This window comes from Citrobacter sp. wls613 (assembly GCF_005281195.1).
Lineage (GTDB): Bacteria > Pseudomonadota > Gammaproteobacteria > Enterobacterales > Enterobacteriaceae > Citrobacter > Citrobacter gillenii.
The window spans coordinates 104,625-131,571 of sequence record NZ_SZXN01000065.1 but is presented as its reverse complement, the minus strand read 5'-3'; the positions used below and the strand labels follow the sequence as shown (position 1 = coordinate 131,571).

The 26,947-nt window shown below is 52.4% G+C and carries 26 protein-coding genes; 18 read left to right on the top strand and 8 right to left on the bottom strand.

All coding sequences use genetic code 11. From position 1 onward, the window contains the following. Nucleotides 1-34: 34 nt before the first annotated feature. Complete coding sequence (gene fumB, locus FDX01_RS15470) at nucleotides 35-1,681, bottom strand: class I fumarate hydratase (RefSeq protein ID WP_135912084.1); 1,647 nt, start codon at nucleotides 1,679-1,681, stop codon at nucleotides 35-37. A gap of 263 nt (nucleotides 1,682-1,944) precedes the next feature. On the opposite strand from fumB, the gene manA reads away from it, so the two are divergent. Both manA and FDX01_RS15460 read left to right on the top strand, forming a co-directional pair. Further along, on the top strand, nucleotides 1,945-3,120 hold the full coding sequence (manA, locus tag FDX01_RS15465; protein ID WP_137400088.1) for a mannose-6-phosphate isomerase: 1,176 nt from the start codon (nucleotides 1,945-1,947) through the stop codon (nucleotides 3,118-3,120). A 107-nt stretch (nucleotides 3,121-3,227) separates the two neighbouring features. Further along, entirely contained in the window at nucleotides 3,228-4,736 is a 1,509-nt protein-coding gene (locus FDX01_RS15460) for a YdgA family protein (RefSeq protein ID WP_137400162.1), read from the top strand. Between the two features lie 68 nt (nucleotides 4,737-4,804). On the opposite strand, the gene FDX01_RS15455 is transcribed toward FDX01_RS15460, so the two are convergent. Beyond that, nucleotides 4,805-5,833, bottom strand: coding sequence for a Mal regulon transcriptional regulator MalI (locus FDX01_RS15455; protein ID WP_137400087.1), 1,029 nt, complete (start codon nucleotides 5,831-5,833; stop codon nucleotides 4,805-4,807). Between the two features lie 170 nt (nucleotides 5,834-6,003). Here FDX01_RS15455 and malX point away from each other — a divergent pair, with 170 nt between their 5' ends. The 4 genes from malX to add all read left to right on the top strand — a co-directional run bounded on the left by malX (nucleotide 6,004) and on the right by add (nucleotide 10,339). After that, a complete protein-coding gene (gene malX, locus FDX01_RS15450) occupies nucleotides 6,004-7,596 on the top strand; it encodes a maltose/glucose-specific PTS transporter subunit IIBC (RefSeq protein WP_137400086.1) in 1,593 nt (530 codons plus the stop codon). Between the two features lie 10 nt (nucleotides 7,597-7,606). After that, on the top strand, nucleotides 7,607-8,779 hold the full coding sequence (locus FDX01_RS15445; RefSeq protein ID WP_137400085.1) for a MalY/PatB family protein: 1,173 nt from the start codon (nucleotides 7,607-7,609) through the stop codon (nucleotides 8,777-8,779). 161 nt (nucleotides 8,780-8,940) lie between these two features. Then, entirely contained in the window at nucleotides 8,941-9,111 is a 171-nt protein-coding gene (locus FDX01_RS23090; RefSeq protein WP_164496619.1) for a YnfU family zinc-binding protein, read from the top strand. Nucleotides 9,112-9,337: 226 nt separating this feature from the next. Further along, the gene (gene add, locus FDX01_RS15440; protein WP_137400084.1) at nucleotides 9,338-10,339 is read left to right on the top strand and encodes an adenosine deaminase; all 1,002 of its coding nucleotides are present in this window, start codon (nucleotides 9,338-9,340) and stop codon (nucleotides 10,337-10,339) included. A 47-nt stretch (nucleotides 10,340-10,386) separates the two neighbouring features. On the opposite strand, the gene FDX01_RS15435 is transcribed toward add, so the two are convergent. After that, nucleotides 10,387-11,427, bottom strand: a complete 1,041-nt coding sequence (locus FDX01_RS15435; RefSeq protein WP_096757129.1) for an oxidoreductase — start codon at nucleotides 11,425-11,427, stop codon at nucleotides 10,387-10,389. A gap of 241 nt (nucleotides 11,428-11,668) precedes the next feature. Between FDX01_RS15435 and blr the strand changes: the two genes are divergently transcribed. The 12 genes from blr (at nucleotide 11,669) to gstA (ending at nucleotide 22,032) form a co-directional block, all read left to right on the top strand. Further along, complete coding sequence (gene blr / locus FDX01_RS15430) at nucleotides 11,669-11,803, top strand: division septum protein Blr (RefSeq protein WP_117343071.1); 135 nt, start codon at nucleotides 11,669-11,671, stop codon at nucleotides 11,801-11,803. 285 nt (nucleotides 11,804-12,088) lie between these two features. After that, on the top strand, nucleotides 12,089-12,304 hold the full coding sequence (gene ydgT, locus FDX01_RS15425) for a transcription modulator YdgT (RefSeq protein WP_096757131.1): 216 nt from the start codon (nucleotides 12,089-12,091) through the stop codon (nucleotides 12,302-12,304). 91 nt (nucleotides 12,305-12,395) lie between these two features. Next, nucleotides 12,396-12,836, top strand: coding sequence for a DUF2569 domain-containing protein (locus tag FDX01_RS15420; protein WP_137400083.1), 441 nt, complete (start codon nucleotides 12,396-12,398; stop codon nucleotides 12,834-12,836). Nucleotides 12,837-12,912: 76 nt separating this feature from the next. Further along, nucleotides 12,913-13,494: an electron transport complex subunit RsxA gene (gene rsxA / locus FDX01_RS15415; protein ID WP_005121199.1), complete on the top strand. Its 582-nt coding sequence runs from the start codon at nucleotides 12,913-12,915 to the stop codon at nucleotides 13,492-13,494. Beyond that, on the top strand, nucleotides 13,494-14,072 hold the full coding sequence (gene rsxB, locus FDX01_RS15410) for an electron transport complex subunit RsxB (RefSeq protein ID WP_096757133.1): 579 nt from the start codon (nucleotides 13,494-13,496) through the stop codon (nucleotides 14,070-14,072). The genes rsxA and rsxB overlap by 1 nt, the downstream gene beginning before the upstream one ends. Continuing rightward, entirely contained in the window at nucleotides 14,065-16,188 is a 2,124-nt protein-coding gene (gene rsxC / locus FDX01_RS15405; protein ID WP_137400082.1) for an electron transport complex subunit RsxC, read from the top strand. Before rsxB ends, rsxC begins: the two co-directional genes overlap by 8 nt. Further along, complete coding sequence (gene rsxD, locus FDX01_RS15400; RefSeq protein ID WP_117343067.1) at nucleotides 16,189-17,241, top strand: electron transport complex subunit RsxD; 1,053 nt, start codon at nucleotides 16,189-16,191, stop codon at nucleotides 17,239-17,241. It begins immediately after the preceding gene. Between the two features lie 9 nt (nucleotides 17,242-17,250). Continuing rightward, complete coding sequence (gene rsxG, locus FDX01_RS15395) at nucleotides 17,251-17,871, top strand: electron transport complex subunit RsxG (RefSeq protein ID WP_135912090.1); 621 nt, start codon at nucleotides 17,251-17,253, stop codon at nucleotides 17,869-17,871. Nucleotides 17,872-17,874: 3 nt separating this feature from the next. Further along, the gene (locus FDX01_RS15390; protein WP_115258563.1) at nucleotides 17,875-18,570 is read left to right on the top strand and encodes an electron transport complex subunit E; all 696 of its coding nucleotides are present in this window, start codon (nucleotides 17,875-17,877) and stop codon (nucleotides 18,568-18,570) included. Beyond that, complete coding sequence (nth, locus tag FDX01_RS15385) at nucleotides 18,567-19,202, top strand: endonuclease III (RefSeq protein ID WP_137400081.1); 636 nt, start codon at nucleotides 18,567-18,569, stop codon at nucleotides 19,200-19,202. The genes FDX01_RS15390 and nth overlap by 4 nt, the downstream gene beginning before the upstream one ends. Nucleotides 19,203-19,816: 614 nt before the next feature. Continuing rightward, nucleotides 19,817-21,322 carry a dipeptide/tripeptide permease DtpA gene (dtpA, locus tag FDX01_RS15380; protein WP_115258565.1) on the top strand — a complete coding sequence of 502 codons (1,506 nt, stop codon included), beginning with the start codon at nucleotides 19,817-19,819 and terminating at the stop codon, nucleotides 21,320-21,322. 104 nt (nucleotides 21,323-21,426) lie between these two features. Beyond that, on the top strand, nucleotides 21,427-22,032 hold the full coding sequence (gene gstA, locus FDX01_RS15375; RefSeq protein WP_096757141.1) for a glutathione transferase GstA: 606 nt from the start codon (nucleotides 21,427-21,429) through the stop codon (nucleotides 22,030-22,032). An 85-nt stretch (nucleotides 22,033-22,117) separates the two neighbouring features. Here gstA and pdxY read toward each other — a convergent pair whose 3' ends face one another. The 5 genes from pdxY to anmK all read right to left on the bottom strand — a co-directional run bounded on the left by pdxY (nucleotide 22,118) and on the right by anmK (nucleotide 26,690). Beyond that, a complete protein-coding gene (gene pdxY / locus FDX01_RS15370; RefSeq protein ID WP_137362578.1) occupies nucleotides 22,118-22,978 on the bottom strand; it encodes a pyridoxal kinase PdxY in 861 nt (286 codons plus the stop codon). A gap of 55 nt (nucleotides 22,979-23,033) precedes the next feature. Further along, nucleotides 23,034-24,308, bottom strand: coding sequence for a tyrosine--tRNA ligase (gene tyrS / locus FDX01_RS15365; protein ID WP_096757143.1), 1,275 nt, complete (start codon nucleotides 24,306-24,308; stop codon nucleotides 23,034-23,036). Nucleotides 24,309-24,434: 126 nt separating this feature from the next. Then, nucleotides 24,435-25,091 carry a pyridoxamine 5'-phosphate oxidase gene (gene pdxH / locus FDX01_RS15360; RefSeq protein WP_096757144.1) on the bottom strand — a complete coding sequence of 219 codons (657 nt, stop codon included), beginning with the start codon at nucleotides 25,089-25,091 and terminating at the stop codon, nucleotides 24,435-24,437. Nucleotides 25,092-25,151: 60 nt separating this feature from the next. After that, entirely contained in the window at nucleotides 25,152-25,475 is a 324-nt protein-coding gene (mliC, locus tag FDX01_RS15355; RefSeq protein ID WP_096757145.1) for a C-type lysozyme inhibitor, read from the bottom strand. A 93-nt stretch (nucleotides 25,476-25,568) separates the two neighbouring features. Continuing rightward, a complete protein-coding gene (anmK, locus tag FDX01_RS15350; protein WP_115258567.1) occupies nucleotides 25,569-26,690 on the bottom strand; it encodes an anhydro-N-acetylmuramic acid kinase in 1,122 nt (373 codons plus the stop codon). Between the last annotated feature and the right edge of the window lie 257 nt (nucleotides 26,691-26,947).

The window sequence follows — 26,947 nt, the reverse complement described above, 5'->3', positions numbered from 1 at the left end:
CGGTAAAAAAAACCGCCCCGAGGGGCGGCTGACGTTACTTAACGCAGCGTGCGCACTGCGACGTCTGAATCTGTTGGAAGAAATCGTTACCTTTGTCATCCACCAGGATAAACGCCGGGAAATCTTCCACTTCAATTTTCCAGATGGCTTCCATCCCCAGTTCCGGGTATTCCACACATTCCAGGCTCTTGATACTGCCTTGCGCCAGCACTGCCGCAGGACCGCCGATGCTACCTAAATAGAAGCCACCGTGTTTATGGCAGGCGTCAGTAACCTGCTGGCTGCGGTTGCCTTTTGCCAGCATGATCATGCTGCCACCCGCAGACTGCAGTTGATCAACGTATGAATCCATGCGCCCGGCGGTGGTTGGGCCCAGCGAACCCGAAGCATAACCTTCCGGCGTTTTCGCCGGACCCGCGTAATAGATTGGATGATCTTTAACATACTGCGGCAAACTTTCGCCGTTATCCAGACGCTCTTTCAGTTTTGCATGCGCAATATCACGTCCGACGATGATTGTGCCATTCAGTGACAGACGCGTGGAAACAGGATACTGCGACAACTGAGCCAGGATCTCTTTCATCGGGCGGTTAAGATCGACGCGCACCGCTTCGCCTTCACCGGCCTGACGCAACGTTTCCGGGATGTACTTGCCGGGATTATTTTCCAGCTTCTCAATCCAGATCCCCTGGCGGTTGATCTTGGCTTTGATATTACGATCCGCTGAACAGGAGACGCCCATGCCAACCGGGCATGACGCACCGTGGCGCGGCAGGCGGATCACGCGAATATCGTGGGCAAAGTATTTCCCGCCGAACTGCGCGCCCAGTCCAAGGTTTTGCGCTTCAATCAACAGCTCTTTTTCCAGCTCGACATCGCGGAACGCCTGACCATGCTCATTACCTTCAGTCGGCAATTCATCATAATATTTAGCCGACGCCAGCTTAACGGTTTTCAGCGTCGCTTCTGCCGAGGTTCCACCAATCACAAAAGCAATGTGATACGGCGGACAGGCTGCGGTTCCCAGCGTACGCATTTTCTCGACCAGATAATTTTTCAATTTACCCGGCGTGAGCAGCGCTTTGGTTTCCTGATACAGATAGGTTTTATTCGCCGATCCCCCGCCTTTAGCGATGCAGAGGAATTTGTACTCGTCACCGTCCACGGTATACAGGTCTATCTGCGCAGGCAGGTTGGTTCCGGTGTTCACCTCGTTATACATATCCAGCGCGGCGTTTTGCGAATAGCGCAGGTTATCTTCGATATAAGTGTTATACACCCCACGCGCCAGAGCGGCTTCATCACCCCCGCCGGTCCAGACACGTTGCCCTTTTTTACCGACAATAATCGCCGTACCGGTGTCCTGGCAGGTCGGTAACACGCCTTTCGCCGCGATGTCGGAGTTACGCAGGAATTGCAGGGCCACATATTTGTCGTTCTCGCTGGCATCCGGGTCGCGAAGAATATCCGCAACCTGCTGCTGATGCGCCGGGCGCAGCATAAATGAGGCATCATGAAATGCCTGGCGGGCAAGGAGGGTTAAGGCTTGCGGATCAACTTTAATGATTTCGTGGCCTTCAAATTCGGAAACGGAAACATGGTCGCTGGTCAACAGATAGTATTCGGTATCATCCTTTTTGAGGGGGAAAGGATGCTGATAATGAAAGGGTTTGTTTGACATTGTGCTCTCACTTACTGCTCGGTCTGGTTATTCTCTGGGCAGATGTTCCATTGCCCTGCTTCCCTGTCGCGGGTCCGGTTGTGCCAGCAACGGCCTTTATGCAACCAGAATTGCTCAGGGTATTAAAAGCGAGTCACCATATCCTACACAATTTTTTAACAAAAACTGAGACAAGTACGACTTTTTACATGCGCAGGTTACTTCCCCGTGGGTTTCTTGGTTTAATAGTCAGAGATAATTCCACATTGAAACAGGGCTTGATAATGCAAAAACTCATCAACTCAGTGCAGAACTATGCCTGGGGAAGCAAAACTGCCTTAACGGAACTTTATGGCATTGAAAATCCGACCCAGCAACCGATGGCAGAGCTGTGGATGGGCGCCCATCCGAAAAGCAGTTCTCGGGTTCAGAACGCCGACGGCCAGACAGTTTCCCTGCGTGACGTGATCGAGCACGATAAGTCAGCACTGTTAGGTGATGCCGTAGCACAACGCTTTGGTGAACTGCCTTTCCTGTTTAAAGTGCTCTGCGCTGCCCAGCCTCTTTCGATTCAGGTCCACCCGAACAAACACAATTCTGAGGTTGGCTTTGCCAAAGAAAACGCTGCAGGGATCCCAATGGACGCCGCCGAGCGTAATTACAAAGATCCTAATCACAAGCCCGAACTGGTGTTTGCCCTGACGCCTTTCCTGGCGATGAATGCGTTTCGCGAGTTCTCCGAGATTGTGGCACTGCTACAGCCAGTGTCTGGTGCGCATCCGGCCATCGCTCACTTCCTGCAGGAACCCAACGCCGAGCGTCTGAGCCACCTTTTCGCCAGCTTGTTGAATATGCAGGGCGAAGAGAAATCGCGTGCGCTGGCCGTATTGAAATCTGCCCTTAACAGCCAACAGGGTGAGCCGTGGCAAACTATCCGTCTGATAGCGGATGTCTATCCGGATGATAGCGGCCTGTTCTCTCCGCTGCTGCTCAATGTGGTGAAGCTGAATCCAGGCGAGGCGATGTTCTTGTTTGCCGAAACCCCACACGCCTACTTGCAAGGTGTGGCGCTCGAGGTCATGGCCAACTCCGATAACGTACTGCGCGCCGGACTGACGCCGAAATACATCGATATTCCAGAACTGGTCGCCAACGTTCAGTTTGTCGCTAAACCGGCGAATCAACTGCTGACAACCCCAGTCAAAACAGAGTGTGAACTGGATTTCCCAATCCCGGTTGACGATTTCGCTTTCTCCCTGCATGTACTGTCTGCCCGTAAAGCCACTATCAGCCAGCACAGCGCCGCCATTTTGTTCTGCGTTGAGGGCGAAGCCGTGCTGAGCAAGGGCGAGCAACGCTTGGTACTGAAAGCAGGTGAATCGGCATTTATCAGCGCCAATGAGTCGCCGGTGAACGTCAGCGGCACCGGTCGTTTAGCGCGGGTTTATAACAAGCTGTAGCAAGATACTGATATTTTTAACAACTCTTGCTAAGCTAGTAGTGAGTTAAAGACATGTCACCCCTCCAGGCGTCTTCAAACGCCTGGATTTATTTTATGGATATCGAAATGAAAAAAACGCTGGTAGCTGCGGGTGTGGTGGTTGCACTGGGAATCGTCTGGACGGGCGGTGCATGGTTCACGGGAAAGAAACTGGAAACCCATCTTGCTGAGATGGTGACGCAGGCAAACGATCAGCTCAAACGCCTCTCGCCCGAGGCAGGCATTGAGCTGAGTTATGAGAACTACCAGCGCGGCGTGTTCAGCAGCCAGCTGCAACTGGTGGTAAAACCTGTTGCCGGTCAGGAAAATGCCTGGCTGAAGCCAGGGCAAAGCATCATTTTGGATGAATCCGTCGATCATGGCCCTTTCCCGCTAGCCCAGCTTAAGTCATTCAACCTGGTACCCGCGATGGCCGCAGTCAAAACCACGCTGGTGAATAATGACGTCAGCAAACCGTTATTTGACATTGCCAAGGGTGAGTCACCTTTCATCATCAATTCCCGCGTGGGCTATAGCGGCGATACCCGCTCTGACATATCTCTCAAGCCGCTGAGTTACGAAAAAGGCGATGAGAAAGTGGCCTTTAGCGGAGGCGAATTCCAGCTCAGCGCCGACAAAGACGGTAACGCGGTTTCCCTGACCGGTGAAGCGCAAAGCGGCGTGGTCAATGCGGTTAACGAGTACGATCAAAAAGTACAAGTTACCTTTAATAATCTGAAGACGGATGGCTCAAGCTCGGTTGCCAGCTTTGGTGAGCGTATTGGCGATCAGAAATTGTCCCTTGATAAGCTGTCTATTTCCGTCGAAGGCAAAGAGCTGGCGGTGCTGGAAGGCATGGGCATCGACGGTAAATCAGACCTGGTTAACGAGGGTAAAACCGTCAACAGCCAGCTGGATTACACGATCAACAGCCTGAAATTGCAGGGTCAAGATTTGGGTAGCGGTAAGCTGACGCTGAAAGTAGGCCAGATTGATGGCGAAGCATTACATCAGTTCAGCCAGCAGTATAGTGCCCAAACCAAAGCATTGATGTCACAGATTGACGTAGTGCAAAACCCGGAGCTGTATCAGCAGAAAGTGACCGAAGCGTTCTTCAGCGCTCTGCCTATTCTGATGAAGGGTGAGCCGGTTATTACCGTTGCGCCACTGAGCTGGAAAAATGCCAAGGGTGAGACCAGCTTTAATCTGTCCCTGTTCCTGAAAGACCCGAATGCGAACCAGGAAGAACCAAAAACGCTGGCCCAGGAAGTGGATCGCTCAGTGAAATCACTGGACGCAAAGCTGGCGATCCCAATGGATATGGCAACTGAGTTCATGACCCAGATTGCCAAACTGGAAGGGTATCAGCAGGAAGAAGCGGCAGGTATGGCGAAACAGCAGGTCAATGGTCTTGCTGCGATGGGTCAAATGTTCCGCATCACGACGGTACAGGACAACACCATCGGCTCCAGCCTGCAGTACGCAAACGGTCAGGTGACGCTCAACGGCCAAAAAATGCCACTGGATGAGTTTGTCGGCATGTTTGGTATGCCAACACTTTCCGCACCAGATGCCCCGGCCATGCCGCAGCCGTAATTTCCATCTGCGTGATGTCCGCCACAGCCCGATAAAGCGATTTATCGGGCTTTTTTACCTCTGGCGCATTACTTTTGCGTCACCAGTCTGGCGGATAACGTCAGATTGCGCGAATGCCCCTCATCACTGCTGATTCGCTGGAGTACGCGTTCAGCCAGTGTATATCCCATTTCACGCGCGGGCGTGCTGGCCCAAATAATCGGTAAATCATCCAGAGCGTTCTCTGCCACATCGGCAAAGGCGGCTAGCGAGATCTGCTGTTCAAAATAACGGTCAACGCCAATTTCACCACTCTGTCGCCCTGCTTTCATCAGGCCAAACCAAGCCCCAACGGCGATAGTTTCGTTATAGCACACCACTGCACTGATGGTCGGGTTATGCCGTAGTAGCGCCGTCACGGCGTCTGCGGCCTGCTTCTGGCTTGAGGCGCACTCCAGTACCCAATCGCTGTGAAAAGGCAGTCCAAATTTAAGCAGCGTGGCGCAATATCCCCCCACGCGTTCTGCACGGGTCAGAGAGGAGCTCTGTCCCCCTAACCAGGCGATTCGTTGATGACCATGCCCGACAAGATGCTCAACTAACAGCTGCGCAGCCTGCATATTGTCGGGTCTGACGGTGTCAGCATCATCCAGATAGCTGGCGCGTGAAGCAAACACTACCGGAATACCCTTTTCACCGGCCAACTGCCGTAACGCGTCGCTGCTGCCCGCGGCTCCGGCGATCACCACCCCGTCAACACCCTGATTGAGTAACATCGAGAAACGCTGGGCCAGCTGTTCGCCGTCCTTACCGCCATGCAGTAAAAATACCATCCGCCCCTGAGCTTCTAAGACTTCCGTCAGTCCTGCCGTCAGTTCGGCATAAAACGGCGTCGAGAGATCGCGAACGATTAACCCAATAACCCCACTCTGCCCGCCACGCAGCGCCGATGCCTGGCGGTTACGTACGAACCCCAGTTGTTCGATGGCAGCATTGACCCGTTCTCCGGTCGCTGATGAGATACGCCCTTTGCCGCTAAGAACCAATGAGACGGTACTGACTGAGACACCGGCCGCCAGCGCTACATCATGAATGGTTATTTTTTTGGCTATAGCCATAAAACCAGAAAGCTCCCTGATAACGTGATGGATAAAACGTTTTATCAATCATCCGTATTTATACGCCCTATTATCCTTCGATAATGTGATTTGTAAAGCACTAAAATTAGGTAAAACGTTTTATCTTCTCGCCATCATTCGTTGGTCGATTTTTTACAAGGAGTCGTTAGATGACGACGAGAACCACACCAAAAGTCACGTTATGGGAATTTTTCCAGCAGTTGGGCAAAACCTTTATGTTGCCCGTAGCACTGCTCTCGTTTTGCGGGATCATGCTGGGGATCGGCAGCTCATTAAGCAGCCATGATGTCATTACGCTGCTCCCCGCGTTGGGGAACCCGATGTTGCAGGCGCTGTTTACCTGGATGAGCAAAGTCGGATCCTTCGCATTTAGTTTTCTGCCGGTGATGTTTTGTATCGCTATCCCGCTTGGCCTGGCGCGCGAAAACAAAGGCGTTGCGGCCTTTGCCGGTTTTGTCGGCTATGCGGTAATGAACCTGGCCGTCAACTTTTGGTTAACGGCCAAGGGAATATTGCCCACCACGGATGCGGCGATCCTAAAAGCCAACAACGTGCAAAACATTCTGGGGATCCAGTCGATCGACACTGGGATCCTCGGTGCGGTAATCGCCGGGATCATTGTCTGGATGCTGCATGAACGTTTCCACAACATTCGCCTGCCGGATGCGCTGGCGTTCTTCGGTGGCACCCGTTTTGTGCCGATCATCTCGTCGGTAGTGATGGGACTGGTCGGGCTGGTCATTCCGCTGATTTGGCCGTTCTTCGCCATGGGTATCACTGGCTTGGGTAACATCATCAATAGCGCCGGTGATTTTGGTCCGATGCTGTTTGGTACCGGTGAACGTCTGCTGTTGCCGTTTGGCCTGCATCACATTCTGGTGGCCTTAATTCGCTTCACTGAAGCTGGCGGTACGCAGGAGGTATGTGGTCATAGCGTTAGCGGCGCGCTGACTATTTTCCAGGCCCAATTGAGCTGCCCTACCACTCAGGGCTTCTCTGAAAGTGCTACGCGTTTCCTGTCCCAGGGCAAAATGCCGGCGTTCCTCGGCGGTTTACCGGGCGCTGCGTTAGCGATGTACCACTGTGCTCGCCCTGAAAATCGTCACAAAATTAAGGGATTATTAATCTCCGGCCTGATCGCCTGCGTGATTGGCGGTACCACCGAACCTCTGGAGTTCTTATTCCTGTTCGTCGCACCAGTGCTGTACGTTATTCACGCACTGTTGACCGGACTGGGCTTCACTATCATGGCTGTGCTTGGCGTCACCATCGGCAATACCGATGGCAACCTGATTGACTTCGTGGTGTTTGGCATCCTGCACGGGTTGTCCACCAAGTGGTATCTGGTACCGGTTGTCGCTGCTATCTGGTTCGCGGTGTACTACGTCATCTTCCGCTTCGCCATCACCCGCTTTAATCTGAAAACACCGGGTCGTGATGTCGAAATTGCCAGCAATATTGAGAAAGTCATGGCAGGAACGCCGGGCAAATCAGGCTATAACGTCCCGGCTATTCTGGCGGCGCTGGGTGGCGCAGAAAATATCGTCAGCTTGGATAATTGCATTACCCGCTTGCGTCTTTCCGTGAAAGATATGTCGCTTGTGAACGTGCAGGCGCTGAAGGACAATCGCGCAATTGGCGTCGTTCAACTCAATCAGCATAACTTGCAGGTCGTCATCGGTCCGCAAGTCCAGTCGGTGAAGGACGAAATGACGGTTCTGATGAATACCGTACAGGCATAAGGGCAACAATATGTTTGATTTCTCAACTGAAGTGGACAGGCACGGTACCTGGTGCACCCAATGGGATTATGTCGCCGACCGGTTTGGTTCGACCGACCTGCTACCATTCACCATCTCAGATATGGATTTTGCCACCGCACCATGCATTCTCCAGGCGCTGACGCAGCGCCTGTCACACGGTGTGTTGGGCTACAGTCGCTGGAAAAATGATGATTTTTTGGCGGCAATTAGCCACTGGTTCCTGACCCGCCATAACACCCAAATCGATCCGCAATCTGTAATATATGGCCCCTCCGTCATCTATATGGTGTCGGAGCTGATCCGTCAGTGGTCATCAACGGGTGACGCGGTGGTTATCCATACTCCAGCTTACGATGCGTTTTACAACGCCATCAAAGGCAACCAGCGTACAGTGCACCCTGTTGCACTGGAGAAACGTGCGCACGGCTGGTATTGCGATATGGCTAAGCTGGAAGAAACCCTCTCGCGGCCTGAAAGCAAAATTCTTCTGCTCTGTAGTCCGCAGAATCCGACCGGCAAGGTCTGGACCCGAGATGAACTGGAAACCATGGCTAGCATGTGTCAACGGCACGGCGTGAAGGTCATTTCCGACGAGATTCATATGGACATGGTATGGGATCAACAACCTCATATCCCATGGAGTCAGGTTGCTCGAGGCGACTGGGCGCTGCTCACATCCGGTTCCAAGAGTTTTAATATTCCGGCGTTAACAGGGGCTTACGGAATCGTTGAAGACGCCGATAGCCGTAACCACTACCTTGCGGCGCTAAAAGGCCGAGATGGCCTTTCCTCACCTGCAGTACTGGCGCTTACCGCGCATATTGCTGCTTATCAGCACGGCGCCCCGTGGTTGGATGCATTACGCGATTATCTGGCCGCTAATCTGCACTATGTCGCATATGAGCTTAATGCTGCGTTCCCTGAGTTAAACTGGCAGATCCCACAATCAACTTATCTGGCATGGATTGACCTGCGTCCGCTCAATATTGATGATCATGCGTTGCAGGATGTGCTCATCCATCAGCAAAAAGTCGCGATCATGCCGGGATATACCTATGGTGCAGAAGGTCGCGGTTTTGTCCGTCTGAATGCCGGATGTCCGCGTGCAAAACTGGAAAAAGGTGTGAATGGGTTAATAAACGCTATTCGTTCGCTACGCTGACTTTACTTGCGCAATACGTCCTGTATTGCGCAATTTTACCTGCTGGGGAATCCGCCTTCTTTGTTACTCTCTCACCATTGCACAATAGGGCAATGTGAGAAAAAACAGTATTTTTCAGCTAACCGTGTATAGTGGGCTTCCACTCAAATCAGGAAGAGCCTATGTCTGAACGTAAAAATGTGAAATCCCGCCGTAATTTTCTTATCAAATGTCCTTGCCCTAACTGCACCGCGCATTCTGAACACAGTTTTTCTCGCGTACAAAAAGGTGCCATGTTGATTTGCCCGCAGTGCAATAAACTATTCCAGGCCGATACCAAACTCGTCGCGTAAACTGCTATTCAGATAACCGCTGCTCAAAACAATTATCATGAATTGCGGTTATCACAGCATAAATCATCACTCCGAATCTCACGACATCTGTCATCTATAATTTCAGCAAATATCACGCCTAAATTAGGCTATTACAAAGCGAATACCTACTTTCTGGATGGTTTTAGCGGATGATGTTTCTGTTGTATAATGGTGCGCACTTTTACTAAAAACAAAGAGTGCGACCATGATTGATAAATCCCTCCCCTTAACCGACATCCATCGCCACCTTGATGGCAACATTCGTGCGCAAACCATTCTCGATCTTGGCCGTCAGTTCAATTTAACGCTTCCCGCTCAAACGCTGGAAACGCTGATTCCGCACGTGCAGGTCACCTCGACAGAACCGGATTTAGTCAGTTTTTTGTCGAAGCTCGACTGGGGCGTGAAGGTACTGGCCTCACTGGATGCCTGTCGCCGCGTGGCATTTGAAAATATTGAAGATGCCGCCCGTAACGGGCTGCACTATATGGAACTGCGCTTTTCGCCCGGCTATATGGCGATGGCGCATCAACTCCCCGTCGCGGGCGTGGTTGAAGCAGTGATTGCGGGCGTACGTGAAGGCTGCAAGACTTTTGGCGTGGAAGCGCGCTTAATTGGCATTATGAGCCGTACTTTTGGCGAAGCCGCTTGCCTGCAGGAACTGGATGCGCTGTTAGCACACCGTGACCACATTACCGCACTGGACCTGGCGGGCGATGAACTGGGTTTCCCAGGCAGTCTGTTCCTGTCTCATTTTAATCGGGCGCGCGATGCAGGCTGGCACATTACCGTGCACGCTGGTGAAGCAGCAGGCCCTGAAAGCATCTGGCAGGCAATCAGAGAACTGGGCGCTGAACGTATTGGTCATGGCGTTAAAGCTGTGGAAGATCGTGCATTGATGGATTTTCTTGCCGAGCAGCGAATTGGCATCGAATCCTGCCTGACCTCCAACATCCAGACCAGCACCGTTGCTTCACTGGCTGCACATCCGCTGAAGACGTTCCTCGAACAGGGTGTGTTGGCCAGTCTAAACACCGACGATCCCGCGGTTCAGGGCGTGGATATTATTCACGAATATACCGTTGCTGCTCCAGCTGCAGGGTTGAGCCGCGAGCAGATCCGTCAGGCGCAAATTAATGGTCTGGAAATGGCGTTTTTGAGTACTGAAGAGAAACGTGCGTTGCGTGAGAAAGTCGCAGCAGCATAACGATGATAGTGCCGGATAGCGCTAACGCTTATCCGGCATTTCCGTAATCAGGCAAGACACAACGTAGAACGATGTTTTGCCGATTCAATACCCAGCTCAATCAGTTCCATAATTTGAATGGCCTGTCGTGCTGGAACCGGGTTTTCACCATTGCCGTTCAGTGCATCACGGATACCCGCATAATAAGCCGGATAGTTACCCGGCACGGTTAACCAGGTCTCTTCCACACGTTCTTCGCCTTCGACCCGCGTCAGCACGCCATCGCGCATGTCGTAACCCCAGTCTTCCTGCGGCAAACGTTCACCATTTTTTAAACGTTCTTCCTGCGGATCAAGACCGTATTTCACATAGCTCCCACGCGAACCGTGCACGATGTAGCGTGCCGACTCGGCGGCAGCCAGCATGGTGCCGTGCAGAACCACCCGACGCTGAGGGTAAGTCAAAATAGCGTGGAAATAATCTGTCGATTGTGCGCCAGGACGCAACTGCGCAAGGTCCACCGTCAGGCTGACGGGCAAACCAAACAGGTTAATGGCCTGATCCAACAGATGCGGCGCTAAATCGTACCAGATTCCGCTTCCTGGTCCGCCCTGTTCACGCCAGCGGTCGCGGACCTGCGGACGGAAACGATCGAAGTGGGATTCAAAGTAAGCGACTTCACCCAACACTCCGTCTGCCAGCAGAGCTTTCAGCGTCAGGAAATCACTGTCCCAGCGGCGGTTATGGAAAACAGACAGCACACGACCCAGGCTACGCGCCAACGCATCCAGTTCGCGAGCTTGTGACAGTGTCACGGTAAATGGCTTATCAACAACCACGTGTTTACCCGCTTCCAGCGCTGCTTTAGCGAGCGGGAAATGCGTGTCATTCGGCGTGGGGATCACAATCAGGTCGATGCTGGGATCGTTAAACAGATGCTTAGGCTCACTCACCACCGTAACAGAAGGCCAGTCCGCCTTCACTTTTGCTTCGTCACTACTGGATACCGCGGCCAGCTCCAGCCCCGGGGTGCCCACAATCAGAGGGGCATGGAAAGTTTTGCTGGCATAGCCATAGCCAATCAGCCCAACGCGGATGTTGTCACTCATGTTATTGCCTCTCAATTCAGGACCGACCTATTTCACACCATACATCGCAACGTCACAACAGTTTAATAACCTTTGAAGGGAAAAGGTTGTTTCTTAACTTAAGTCAAACATATGCCACTTAGCGATAACTTGCTGCGAAAAAGTCGTCGAAATCGTTCCCAATGCTCTTGCCGTCTTACTTATTGATAAGTAACATTTGCCTCCTGTGTTTAAGGATAAATCAAAGCAAATGTCGTCAGTAATGAATCGTCTTATTGAGTTAACAGGTTGGATTGTTCTCGCGGTTTCCGTCATCCTTTTAGGTATTGCCACGCATATCGACAACTACCAGCCACCAGAACCAACGGCTTCGGTGCATACGGTGCAGAAAAAATAACCCACGGCCTCCTTTTTTAACCCAGCAGTCATGCTGGGTTAGGTTGTAACAGCGTCATTTCTATCAAAAATAGCGAATTGTGCAGTCCCCCACCTTGGCACTTATTGCCTGCGATAGCGAAGCGCGTTACCCTTTGACCGGGTGCTCAGCGTGCCTGCGTATCTATCAGTACGAACACTCTTATTTGTATCTTTGCACACCCTGCGTTTTTATCTGCGCAACCTTGTTTATTTTTTAATATTAACTACTCCGTTGGTGTTATTTTCTTAATATGGATCTCCACATATGACTGTTCAGGATTACTTATTAAAATTCCGCAAAATCAATTCCCTCGAAAGCCTGGAAAAACTGTTCGATCATCTTAACTACACGCTCACCGACGATCGCGACATTATCAATATGTATCGCGCGGCGGATCACCGCCGGGCGGAGCTAATCTCCGGGGGACGCCTGTTTGATATCGGCCAGGTGCCAAAATCCGTCTGGCATTATGTGCAATAAATAAGAAAGTAGCGCTCATCGTTAAAAGCTTTATAATAATCGCCCCAAAATGAATGGCATGTTTGTTTGCACGCGTAAATCTGGAGAAGAGATGACGACGACACCGGCACAACGTATCGGAGGCTGGCTACTTGGTCCACTGGCCTGGCTGTTAGTGGCGTTGTTGAGCGCTTCGCTGGCGATCCTGTTGTATGTAACTGCGCTGGCAACTCCGCAGACGTTTCAGACGCTCGGCGAACAAAGCGCCACTAATTTACTGTTATGGGGCGTTTCCTTTATTACCGCTATCGCCATGTGGTACTACACGCTGTGGCTGACTATCGCGTTTTTCAAACGCCGACACTGTGTACCTAAGCACTACATTTTATGGTTACTGATCTCCGTGTTACTGGCTATTAAAGCCTTTGCGTTTTCACCTGTTCCGGATGCCTTTGCCGTCCGCCAGCTACTGTTCCCGTTGTTGGCTGCTGCATTGCTGGTGCCCTATTTCAAGCGTTCGCAGCGCGTGAAATCGACGTTTGTGAACCCGTAATAACCCTACAGTTAACCTGTTGTCGCCTGTTGTAGATTGTCAGATAATAGGCGGCTTTTTTATTTCAGGCCGAAAAATGACTGATTACCTGCTGCTGTTTGTCGGAACTGTACTGGTCAATAACTTTGTACTGGTCAAGTTTCTGGGTCTCTGCCCGTTTATGGGCGTTTCCAAAAAACTGGAAACGGCGATGGGCATGGGCCTCGCCACGACCTTTGTAATGACGCTGGCATCGATTTGCGCATGGCTGATTGACACCTGGATCCTCATCCCGCTCGATCTCATCTACCTGCGTACGCTGGCGTTTATCTTAGTCATCGCCGTGGTCGTGCAATTTACCGAAATGGTGGTGCGCAAAACGAGTCCTGCTCTGTATCGCCTGCTGGGGATCTTCTTACCGTTGATCACTACTAACTGTGCGGTACTGGGCGTCGCGTTGTTGAATATCAACCTCGGTCATAACTTTTTACAGTCGGCGCTGTACGGTTTTTCCGCTGCCGTCGGCTTCTCGCTGGTGATGGTACTGTTCGCCGCCATTCGCGAGCGCCTCGCCGTGGCTGATGTTCCGGCACCTTTTCGCGGTAATGCGATTGCGCTGATTACCGCCGGTTTAATGTCATTGGCCTTTATGGGCTTTAGTGGTTTGGTGAAGCTGTAATGAATGCTATCTGGATTGCCGTTGCCGCAGTGAGTCTACTGGGTCTGGCATTCGGCGCTGTTTTAGGCTATGCCTCCCGACGTTTTGCCGTTGAGGACGACCCGGTCGTTGAAAAAATCGATGAGATCCTTCCGCAAAGTCAATGTGGCCAGTGCGGTTACCCTGGCTGTCGCCCGTATGCGGAAGCGATCGGCTGCCAGGGCGAAAAAATCAATCGCTGCGCCCCCGGCGGTGAAGCGGTGATGCTAAAAATTGCGACGCTGCTGAACGTCGATCCGCAGCCTATTGATGGCGATGAACAGGACGTTACGCCGGTGAGAATGCTGGCGGTCATTGATGAAAATAACTGTATTGGCTGTACAAAGTGCATTCAGGCCTGCCCGGTTGATGCCATCGTCGGCGCGACGCGTGCGATGCACACAGTCATGAGCGATCTCTGTACCGGATGCAACCTGTGCGTTGATCCTTGCCCGACTCAGTGTATTGAATTACGTCCGGTTGCCGAAACGCCTGATAGCTGGAAGTGGGATTTGAACACTATCCCCGTGCGCATCATTCCCGTGGAACAACATGTTTAAGCTATTCTCTGCATTCAGAAAAAACAAAATTTGGGACTTCGAAGGCGGCATTCATCCGCCCGAAATGAAAGCCCAGTCAAACGGCACGCCGCTGCGACAAGTACCACTGCCGCCGCGTCTGGTGATTCCGCTCAAACAGCATATTGGTGCTGAGGGTGAGCTGTGCGTAAACGTCGGTGACCACGTCCTGCGCGGCCAGGCGCTGACGCGTGGACGAGGCAAAATGCTGCCAGTGCACGCGCCAACCTCCGGCACCGTTGTGGCCATTGCTCCGCACTCCACTGCGCACCCTTCAGCATTGGCCGAGCTCAGCGTCATAATCGATGCTGATGGCGAAGATCGCTGGATTGAGCGTGAAGGCTGGGCTGACTATCGTTCCCGCAGCCGAGAAGAGCTTATTGCCCGTATTCATCAGTTCGGTGTTGCCGGACTGGGCGGTGCTGGTTTCCCTACTGGCGTAAAACTGCAGGGCGGCGGCGATAAAATTGAAACATTGATCATCAACGCTGCGGAATGTGAGCCCTACATTACCGCTGACGATCGCCTGATGCAGGATTGTGCAGCTCAGGTGGTGGAAGGCATCCGCATTCTGGCCCACATTCTTCAACCGCGCGAGATCCTGTTGGGGATTGAAGATAACAAACCGCAAGCGATATCAATGCTGCGCGCGGTGCTGGCGGACTCACATGATATCAGCCTGCGCGTTATCCCAACCAAATATCCTTCCGGCGGCGCGAAGCAGTTGACCCAAATTCTGACCGGAAAACAGGTCCCACACGGTGGACGCTCCTCGGATATCGGCGTCCTGATGCAAAACGTCGGTACGGCCTATGCTATCAAACGCGCCGTGATCGACGGAGAACCGATCACCGAACGCGTCGTAACGCTGACCGGCGAAGCCGTTAGCCGTCCGGGCAACGTCTGGGCACGTTTAGGCACGCCTGTTCGCCACCTGCTTGATGACGCAGGTTTTTGCCCTTCCGCAGAGCAAATGGTCATCATGGGCGGCCCGCTAATGGGCTTCACTCTCCCCTGGCTTGATGTCCCCGTAGTGAAGATCACCAACTGCCTGCTGGCACCATCTGCCAATGAAATGGGTGAACAGCAGGAAGAAAAAGGCTGCATTCGCTGTAGCGCCTGCGCCGACGCCTGCCCGGCCGATCTCTTGCCTCAGCAGCTTTACTGGTTCAGTAAAGGACAGCAGCACGACAAAGCAATCGGTCACAATATCGCTGACTGCATTGAATGCGGTGCCTGTGCGTGGGTATGTCCCAGCAATATTCCGCTGGTGCAGTATTTCCGTCAGGAAAAAGCTGAGATTTACGCCATAAGCCAGGAAGAAAAACGCGCCGCAGAGGCAAAAGCACGATTCGAAGCCAGACAGGCACGCCTGGAGCGTGAAAAAGCCGCGCGTCTTGAACGTCATAAAAGCGCCGCCGTTCAGCCTGCCGCGAAGGACAACGATGCCATTGCCGCCGCACTTGCACGGGTGAAAGAGAAACAAGCACAGGCTTTACAACCGATTGTTATTCAGGCCGGAGAGAAACCGGATAATAGTGCAGCCATTGCCGCCAGAGAAGCACGGAAAGCACAGGCCCGGGCCAAACAGGCGGAAAATGTGCCTGCTACCGACAGCACCACCGATACCGATCCGCGCAAAGCCGCGGTAGAAGCCGCTATTGCCCGTGCCAAAGCACGCAAGCTTGAGCAGCAACAGGCCGTCGCCGAGGCTGCCGAACCGGTTGACCCGCGTAAAGCCGCGGTAGAGGCCGCCATTGCCCGCGCCAAAGCACGCAAGCTTGAGCAGCAGCAGGCCATCGCCGAGACTGCCGAGCCGGTTGACCCGCGTAAAGCCGCGGTAGAAGCCGCCATTGCCCGCGCTAAAGCACGCAAACTTGAGCAGCAGCAGGCCGTCGCCGAGACAGACGAACCGGTTGACCCGCGTAAAGCCGCGGTAGAAGCCGCCATTGCCCGTGCTAAAGCACGCAAACTTGAGCAGCAGGTTGTCGCCGAGACCACCGAACCAGTTGATCCACGCAAAGCCGCCGTTGCGGCCGCTATTGCACGCGCTCAGGCTAAAAAGGCCGCCCAGCAGCAGGTTGTTAACGAGGAATAAATGGTATTCAGAATCGCAAGCTCTCCCTATACCCATAACCAGCGCCAGACATCGCGTATTATGCTGCTGGTGTTAATTGCCGCGTTACCGGGGATTGCCGCTCAGCTTTGGTTTTTTGGTTGGGGCACGTTGGTACAGATTTTTCTCGCCGCCATCAGCGCCATTGCCGCTGAAGCAGGCGTATTGAAACTGCGTAAACAGCCGGTTGTCGCTATTTTAAAAGACAACTCCGCCTTGCTCACCGGGCTACTGCTTGCCGTCAGCCTTCCACCGCTAGCCCCCTGGTGGATGGTGGTCCTGGGCACCGTATTTGCCGTGATCATTGCCAAGCAACTGTATGGCGGCCTCGGGCAAAACCCGTTTAACCCGGCGATGATCGGCTATGTGGTTCTGCTTATCTCCTTCCCGGTGCAGATGACAAGCTGGCTTCCCCCGCATGAAATTGCGGCCACGGTACCGGGATTTGTTGACGCCATTAACGTCATTTTTACCGGACATACCTCAAGCGGCGGTGATATGAACACCTTACGCATGGGTATCGATGGCATTAGCCAGGCGACGCCGCTTGATACGTTCAAGACATCGTTGCACGCCGGACGCACGGTAGAACAGGTTATGCAGTACCCCATTTACAGCGGGATGCTTGCAGGCGCAGGCTGGCAGTGGGTAAACCTGGCCTGGCTGGCGGGCGGCGTCATGCTATTGTGGAAAAATGCTATTCGCTGGCATATTCCGGTCAGTTTCCTGCTGTCGCTCGCTGTCTGTGCGACGTTAGGCTGGCTTTTCTCTCCCGAGTCGCTGGCGTCACCACAGCTGCACCTGCTCTCTGGCGCAACCATGCTCGGTGCGTTCTTTATTCTTACCGATCCCGTTACGGCATCGACAACCAATCGCGGTCGGCTGATTTTTGGTGCACTTGCCGGTCTGTTGGTATGGCTGATTCGCAGTTTTGGTGGGTATCCGGATGGCGTGGCCTTTGCGGTATTGTTGGCAAATATCACGGTCCCGTTGATTGATTATTACACCCGCCCTCGCGTGTACGGACATCGCTAAGGACACCCTATGCTGAAAACGATTCGTAAACACGGTATCACTCTGGCACTCTTTGCCGCTGGCTCTACGGGCTTAACAGCGGCAATCAATCAGCTGACTAAGTCTACGATTGACGAGCAGGCGACGCTGCAGCAAAAAGCGCTGTTTGATCAGGTTCTGCCAACTGACCGCTACAATAATAATCTGCGCGACAGCTGTTATCTGGTCACGGCTCCGGCGTTGGGTAAAGGGATGCACCGTGTTTATATCGCCCGCCAGGACGAGCGACCGGTTGCTGCCATCCTCGAAGCCACCGCGCCAGACGGCTACTCCGGCGCGATACAACTGCTGGTTGGTGTCGATTTTAACGGTACCGTGCTGGGTACGCGGGTCACGGAGCATCATGAAACGCCAGGTCTGGGCGATAAAATCGAGCTTCGACTGTCCGACTGGATAACGCACTTTAGCGGCAAAACGATCTCTGCTGAAAACGATCCTCATTGGGCGGTGAAAAAAGATGGCGGTGACTTCGACCAGTTCACCGGTGCCACCATCACCCCCCGCGCAGTCGTCAATGCGGTGAAACGCGCGGGCCTGTATGCACAGACGCTGCCTGCACAACTTCCTCAACTTCCCGCCTGTGGAGAATAAACCATGAGCGAAATTAAAGACGTTATTGTTCAGGGATTGTGGAAAAACAACTCCGCACTGGTACAGTTACTTGGCATGTGCCCGCTGCTGGCAGTCACCTCTACCGCAACCAATGCCCTTGGGTTGGGACTTGCTACCACACTGGTTTTAACGCTAACCAACCTGACCATCTCTGCCCTGCGCCGCTGGACGCCGTCTGAGATTCGTATTCCTATTTATGTCATGATCATCGCGTCGGTAGTCAGTGCCGTACAGATGCTTATTAACGCCTACGCCTTCGGGTTGTATCAGTCGTTGGGGATCTTCATCCCGTTGATTGTGACCAACTGTATTGTGGTCGGTCGTGCCGAGGCCTTTGCGGCAAAAAAAGGCCCCGCACTCTCCGCGTTGGATGGGTTTTCCATCGGAATGGGGGCAACCGGTGCGATGTTTGTGCTGGGCTCACTGCGCGAGATTATCGGCAACGGCACGTTGTTTGATGGCGCTGATGGTCTGCTGGGTAGCTGGGCAAAAGTGCTGCGCATTGAGATTTTCCATACAGACACACCGTTCCTGTTAGCCATGCTGCCGCCAGGCGCGTTCATCGGGCTGGGGCTGATGCTGGCCATCAAGTATCTTATTGACGAGAAGATGAAGAAACGTCGCGCGCAGGCTGCGTTAACAGACGTTCCGGCGGGTGAAACAGGGAATGTGTCATGAACAAAGCAAAACGGCTGGAAATACTGACGCGCCTGCGCGATAACAATCCGCACCCCACCACCGAACTCAATTTTACGTCGCCGTTTGAGCTACTGATTTCGGTGCTGCTTTCGGCGCAGACGACCGATGTCAGCGTCAATAAAGCCACCGCAAAACTGTACCCTGTCGCTAACACCCCAGCCGCGATGCTGGAACTTGGGGTCGACGGCGTAAAGTCTTATATTAAGACCATCGGATTGTTCAACAGCAAAGCGGAGAACGTGATTAAAACCTGCCGTATTTTGCTCGAACAGCACAATGGCGAGGTTCCGGAGGACAGAGCAGCACTGGAAGCGTTGCCTGGCGTCGGGCGTAAAACCGCTAACGTGGTGCTCAATACCGCCTTTGGCTGGCCCACTATCGCTGTCGATACTCATATATTTCGGGTGTGTAACCGAACACAATTCGCCCCAGGGAAAAACGTCGAGCAGGTCGAAGAAAAGCTGCTGAAAGTCGTTCCCAGTGAATTTAAAGTCGACTGCCATCACTGGTTAATTCTTCATGGTCGCTACACCTGCATTGCCAGGAAGCCGCGCTGCGGCTCCTGTATCATTGAGGATCTCTGTGAATTCAAAGAAAAAGTCGACATCTAATGCAATCGGGGTAACGTTCGTTGCCCCTTATTACCATAACGATTAGTTATGCACTCTCCAATCGCTTAATCCCCGACAATGATGCCATGCTATTGCGTATATCTAATGCAATATTCTTGTGCTTTAACACCTGAGCAGGTTAATCGTTTTTTTAGTAGTAGAAATTTCTATTCATACGTGATCAAGATCACATTGATAATGTGATGTTAATTTTTCTTATTTTTATAGTTAAAATGACAATCAGATGACCTATTCCCGTCGATTCGATACAAAACATTACACTGGGTATTTTTCAGATAATGGCCTATATCACTGGATTCAACACTGAATAGCAGAACATATCGCCGCTTTGCCATTTTCGCCCCCATTGAACAGTGAAAAAAACTGCCATTTTTCAATTGAAGAAATTTAACGCTAGATAACATTTACCTGCCCCGATGATTTCACCACCCTGGATATATGTAACAGAATATTACAAACCTCTTGTCTGAAGGGGCAAGATAGTGAACATTACTTGCCGTTTCCCCTCCCACTATAACAATCGGACGGATGAACTTGACTCATCACGTACCTGAACACCCCCGTAGATATGGGATGTAAAAAAAGAGGTAAAAGTGTCTACTGCAAACAATAAACCAACTGAAAGCGTGAGCTTAAACGCCTTCAAACAACCAAAAGCGTTCTATCTCATTTTCTCAATTGAGCTGTGGGAACGTTTTGGCTACTACGGCCTGCAAGGGATTATGGCCGTCTACCTGGTGAAACAACTGGGTATGTCAGAAGCGGATTCCATCACCCTTTTCTCCTCCTTTAGTGCCCTGGTTTACGGCCTGGTGGCTATTGGCGGCTGGTTAGGTGATAAAGTTCTGGGTACTAAGCGTGTCATTATGCTGGGTGCCATTGTACTGGCTATCGGTTATGCGCTGGTCGCATGGTCCGGTCATGATGCTGGTATCGTTTATATGGGTATGGCGGCCATCGCGGTCGGTAATGGCCTGTTTAAAGCGAACCCATCCTCCCTGCTTTCTACCTGCTATGCCAAAGATGACCCGCGTCTTGACGGTGCATTTACTATGTACTACATGTCCGTCAACATCGGTTCATTCTTCTCAATGCTTGCTACTCCATGGCTGGCGGCACGATACGGCTGGAGCACCGCGTTCGCACTGAGCGTCGTCGGGATGCTGATTACCGTCGTAAACTTCGCATTCTGCCAGCGTTGGGTTAAACAATACGGGTCTAAACCAGACTTTGAGCCGATCAACTTCCGCAACCTGCTGCTGACCATTGTTGGCGTGGTGGTGTTGATTGTTATCGCAACATGGTTACTGCACAACCAGGGCATTGCACGTATGGTTCTGGGCGTCGTGGCTATGGGTATCGTGTTTATCTTCGGTAAAGAAGCCTTCGCCATGAAAGGTGCCGCGCGTCGTAAAATGATCGTCGCCTTCATTCTGATGCTGGAAGCGATTATCTTCTTCGTGCTGTACAGCCAGATGCCGACATCACTGAACTTCTTTGCAATTCGTAACGTTGAGCACTCTATTCTGGGCATCGCGTTCGAACCTGAGCAGTATCAGGCACTGAACCCGTTCTGGATCATCATTGGTAGCCCAATCCTTGCCGCTATCTATAACAAGATGGGTGACACACTGCCAATGCCGACCAAGTTTGCTATCGGTATGGTGCTGTGTTCCGGTGCGTTCCTGATCCTGCCGCTGGGTGCGAAATTTGCCACCGATGCGGGTATCGTTTCCGTTAACTGGCTGATCATTTGCTACGGTCTGCAGAGTATCGGTGAACTGATGATCTCTGGTCTGGGTCTGGCAATGGTTGCGCAGTTGGTACCACAGCGTCTGATGGGCTTCATCATGGGTAGCTGGTTCCTGACCACTGCCGGTGCAAACATCATCGGTGGCTATGTTGCTAACATGATGGCTGTACCGGAGAATGTGACCGACCCACTGATGTCTCTGGAAGTCTATGGCCGTGTGTTCCTGCAAATCGGTATTGCAACGGCAGTTATCGCTGTTCTGATGCTGCTGACAGCACCGAAGCTGAACCGTATGACTCAGGACGATGATGTCAGCGAGAAAGCCTCTAAGACCGCAACAGCGTAATTCTCAGGGAAACTTCTTTTCAGGCCGCTAACTGATGTTAGCGGCTTTTTTTTTGGCTGAGGTCGCACTACCATACGATATACCTCAGCCAAAAGGAGTTACCGATGAAACTGTTCTACAAACCGGGCGCGTGTTCTCTCGCTTCGCACATCACGCTTCGCGAAAGCGGTAAAGATTTCACCCTTGATGGTGTTGATCTGATGAAGAAACGCCTGGAAAACGGCGATGATTTTTTCGCGGTAAACCCAAAGGGACAAGTTCCTGCTCTGCTGCTGGACGATGGTACGCTACTAACCGAAGGTGTGGCCATCATGCAGTACCTGGCCGATTCGGTACCCGATCGCCAGCTTCTTGCCCCAACCAGCAGCCTCTCGCGTTACAAAACGCTGGAGTGGCTTAACTATATTGCGACAGAACTGCATAAAGGCTTTACGCCATTGTTCCGTCCCGATACGCCGGAAGAGTACAAGCCGACCGTACGCGCACTGCTGGAGAAAAAAATGCAGTATGTGAACGATTCACTGCAGGACAACCCGTGGATCTGCGGCCAGCGTTTTTCCATTGCAGATGCTTATCTGTTCACCGTACTGCGTTGGGCGTATGCCGTGAAATTGAATATGGCAGGATTAAGCCATATCGAAGCCTATATGGCGCGGATGGCTGAGCGCCCGGCAGTGGCAGCGGCGCTTAAGGCAGAAGGGTTAAATTAATAGTTGTTGCCGGGTGGCGCTTGCTCACCCGGCCTACAGCCAAACAAACGTAAGCCCGATAAGCGTGAGCGCCATCGGGCATTGATTACAGCTGCGTAGCGCTAAAATAGTGTTCTGGTTTTGCAATGCGATCCTGAGCAGCAACGACCTGCAGTTCATACTCATGCATCTCTTTGGTCGCAATCATAATCTCATACACCGCCGCCGTTACATGCTCAAGCGCCTGCTGCACCGTCGCGCCCTGTAACAGTTTCACCAGTAGCAAACCGCTGGTCACATCACCCACACCCACAGGTTGACGCGCACCAAAATCCACCAGCGGACGACTGATATGCCATGCCTGGTCAGCGGTGACCAGCAGCATCTCGAAACGGTCGGGACTCATCCCTGCGCGAGCAAGATGTTTCACCAGCACCACCTCAGGCCCTTGAGCAATCAGCTCACGCGCCGCTAATACCGCTTCATCAACGTTGGTCACCGCGTGCTCGCAAAGGATCTCAAGCTCTACCAAATTAGGCGCGATAATATCGCTGGCCGGTAACGCGTGGCGCACGTGAAACTCGGCGACGCCCGGTGCGACAATACAGCCTTTTTCCGGATGTCCCATCACGGGGTCGCAGAAATACTTCGCCTGTGGATTAGCCGACTTTACCTGACGGACAATTCCCAGAATATGTTCGCCCTGCTCTGCTGAACCGAGGTAGCCGCTCAGCACAGCATCACAAGTTTTAAGTTTATCGATATCGGCAATACCCTGGACAATTTCGGTCAGGTGGCTGGGCGGCATCACGCAGCCGGTCCATTTGCCGTATTGGGTATGGTTAGAGAACTGAACGGTATTAAGAGGCCAGACGTTGGCGCCAAGACGGCGCATCGGAAATTCTGCTGCACTGTTGCCCGCATGACCAAAAACAACGTGGGACTGGATGGCGAGGATATTCTTCATTTTTTTACCTGAACAAAAATAAGGGAGTGATTTCTCACTCCCATTCCTTAACGCATTATTTCCAGCAAATCAGACAATAGTTCTTTTTGCCGCGGCGCAGTAACGTGTAGCGCCCAAACAAAATGTCACTGTCCTGGAAGAAGTATTCCGGATCTGACTGTTTTTCACCGTTGATGGTTACCGCATTCGACGCAATGGTCTTACGCGCCTGGCCGCGAGACGGCTGCAGTTCTGAGTCCACCAGCGCCTGCATCAGATCGGCACCTTTTTCCATTTCGATCATCGGCACGCCATCCTGCGCCAACTGCTCGAAGTCAGCTTCGCTGAGATCGCTTAAGTTCCCGTTGAACAGGCATTCGGTGATGCGTTTTGCCGCCACCAGACCTTCTTCACCGTGAACCAGACGCGTAACCTGCTCCGCCAGAACATACTGGGCACGCGGCGCTTTACCGCTGTTCTTATCTTCTTCTTCCAGGGCATTGATCTCTTCAATGTCCATAAAGGTGAAGAATTTAAGGAAGCGATAGACATCAGCATCGGCTGTGTTAATCCAGAACTGGTAGAACTTGTACGGACTGGTTTTCTTCGGATCCAGCCAGACTGCGCCACCTTCCGTTTTACCGAACTTGGTCCCGTCTGCTTTGGTGATCAGCGGAACCGTCAGGCCGAACACCTGATTCTGGTGTAAACGGCGGGTCAGATCGATACCGGAGGTAATGTTACCCCACTGGTCAGAACCCCCGATTTGCAGCGCCACACCGTGCAGTTTGTTCAGGCAGGCGAAGTCATACCCTTGCAGCAGGTTGTAAGAAAACTCGGTAAAGGAGATGCCCTGATCGTCACGGTTCAGACGCTGCTTCACCGCTTCTTTGTTGATCATCTGGTTCACAGAGAAATGCTTGCCGATATCACGCAGGAAAGTCAGTACATTCATACCGCCAAACCAGTCGTAGTTGTTCGCAGCAATCGCGGAGTTGTCGCCACAGTCGAAATCGAGGAACGGTGCAACCTGTTTGCGGATTTTATCCACCCACTCTTGCACGGTGTCTTCGGTATTCAGTTTACGCTCGGCGGCTTTAAAGCTCGGGTCACCAATCAGACCGGTTGCACCACCTACCAGTGCGACAGGCTTATGGCCTGCCTGCTGGAAGCGTTTCAGGCATAACAATGGAACCAGATGCCCCAAATGCAAGCTGTCAGCGGTAGGGTCGAAGCCGCAATAGAGCGCGATCGGGCCTTGCGCCAGTCGCTCTGCTAACGCTTCTTCGTCCGTCACCTGGGCCACCAGCCCCCGCTCTTGCAATTGTTTAATCAAGTTACTGCTTGCCATCAAAATCTCCATGTATAAAACGACTGCACCTTTGCCGGTACACGACTTTTCGCCTGATGCGAAAGAGACATAGAATAAAGCGCCGGATTCATCAGTGCCAGCGCTTAAAACAAGAATTTTGCATCTTTAGGGGGCCAGGCGATCGATTTTCCACGCGTTGTCTTCACGCTGGTATAAAAAACGATCGTGTAAGCGGTTTTCGCCGCCCTGCCAGAACTCCATTTGCTCAATACTCACGCGAAAACCGCCCCAGAAACTTGGCAGCGGGACTTCCCCCTGCTGAAACTTCTGCTTCAGTTCAAGAAATTTGCTTTCGAGAATACCGCGTGCGGAGATACGACTGGACTGTTTTGATACCCAGGCGCCAATTTGGCTGTCGCGTGGGCGACTGTGGAAGTACTTCACTACCTCAAGCGTAGAAAGACGTTCGGCCTTACCTATCACCATCACCTGCCGTTCCAGCGTATGCCACGGGAACAGCAGGCTAATGCGGGGATTATGCTCTATCTGGTGCGCCTTACGGCTGCCCATGTTGGTATAAAATACCAAACCTTTGTCATCATAATGTTTGAGCAACACGATACGCTGGTACGGCTGGCCGTTTTCATCAACGGTGGCCACCACCATGGCAGTCGGATCGGCGAGTTTGGCGTCACAGGCTTGTCCGAGCCAGCGCTCAAAAAGCGCAAGCGGCTCGGCGGGAAGATCGCGGCGGCGAAGACCGCCTTTCGTGTATTCACGGCGCAGATGCGCGATTTGCTGCAATTCGTCGTTATCAGACATGATGTTTGGGCTACGGATTGTCAGTGGGTGACGCTATTGTGCGCCGCCCAGGTGAAAATCTCAACGCTTCGGGTTCTGTAACTGACAGTTATTTAACACAACTCTGTCACGTTTATAGACCGTCGCGCTGTCGCCTTTAGACCAGAAGACATAGATGCCATCGGTGTAACGCGCGCCCGATGCTGATACACCCTGTTTAAGATTCACTAACTGATTATCGTAAACAAAGCTTGCCGTTTGTTGGGTATTGTTCAATTTCACGGTCAGCGGTTTTTCATCACAGCGATATTCGAGGGTATCCGTTTGCATACGCTCGACAAATTGGTTGTAGACACTACAGCCGGTAAGCAGTACCGGCAAACATACCAATAACAGTTTTTTCATAGCCCTATCCTGAAGACATTCCTGGTCCCGGAGGGGAATAACCCCCTCCCTAACATCCCTAGTTTACCGGTATCGTCGCCAGGATAATTTCAGTTAACTCTGAGTTCGTGGGTTTGCGGGAAAAATAGCGCCTAAAACGCTGGATTCCGTCGCACCGGTAACTGAGGGTAAATTGCCCGGTAATCCCGCCAGCGTGCGCCATGCCAGCCAGGCAAAAGCTAACGCTTCCATATCATCCCCGCTAATACCGGCTTCATCGGTCGAGGTCACTTCCGTGCCGGGCAACAGTGCCGCCAGGCGCATCATCAGCAGCGGATTACGGCTTCCACCGCCGCAGACCATCAAGCGCTCGCAGCCACCGCTCAACAGGACCTGCTCGGATATCGTCACCGCCGTCAGTTCAGCAAGCGTCGTCTGCACATCACGTGCGGCCAGTCCCGGGAACTGCGCCAGATGACGTTCGATCCAACCATAATTAAAGTACTCGCGGCCGGTGCTTTTAGGTGCCGGCGCGGCAAAATAGGGATCGCTCAGCATGCTTTGCAACAACGGAAGAATAACCGTACCTTCGCAGGCCCATTGCGCGTCTTTATCGTAAGGTTTTCCACATTGCCGCCAGATCCAGGCATCCATCAGCATATTACCTGGCCCGGTGTCATAACCGCGTACAGGGCGCTGAGGAATAAGCAGTGACAAATTAGCTATACCGCCGATATTCAACACCATCCGACGCTCAGTTGGGTGCGCCAACAGCGCCTGATGAAAAGCGGGAACCAGCGGTGCACCCTGCCCGCCTAGCGCAATATCACGCCGGCGAAAATCGCCGACTACGGTGATGCCGGTATGCGCCACAATCTGGTTGTTGTCGCCAATTTGCAGGGTATGCGGCGCACTGCCTGTCGGCTCATGCCAGACGGTTTGTCCGTGGCAGCCAATTGCGACAATATCCTGCGGCTTTAATTTTTGCTGCGCCAGCAGCGCATTTACCGCCTCGGCGAATAAACGCCCCAATTGTGTATCCAGTTGCCCATACTGCGAGAGGGTGAGTTGCTGCCCCTGGCAGATATCGAGAATGGCCTGTTTCAAATGGAGAGGGATGGGCCAGGTCAGACTCGCCTGCTGCGCGACCATCGTTTCATCTATTGCTGCCAGCACAACATCAACACCATCAAGGCTGGTTCCAGACATAACACCGATAAAACGGCCCGATTTCATACGTCATCCTTTTAAACATGTTAGCCTTGACACTCAACCATAAAGTGCTGATTAATTCCATGCTTCGTTGATGATTTTTGATGGCTAATCATGACAAGCCGCCATCTATTCAATCAATTTGATGAATGATTCGTTTATACTCAGTTAACCTGATTTCGGTTAAGATTTTCATATTGTTCCAGTAGAACATGTGACCTTAGGCTCACAAATGCCATATAATTTAACCATGAAGGGTGCTTTATTAGCGTTTCGTGGTG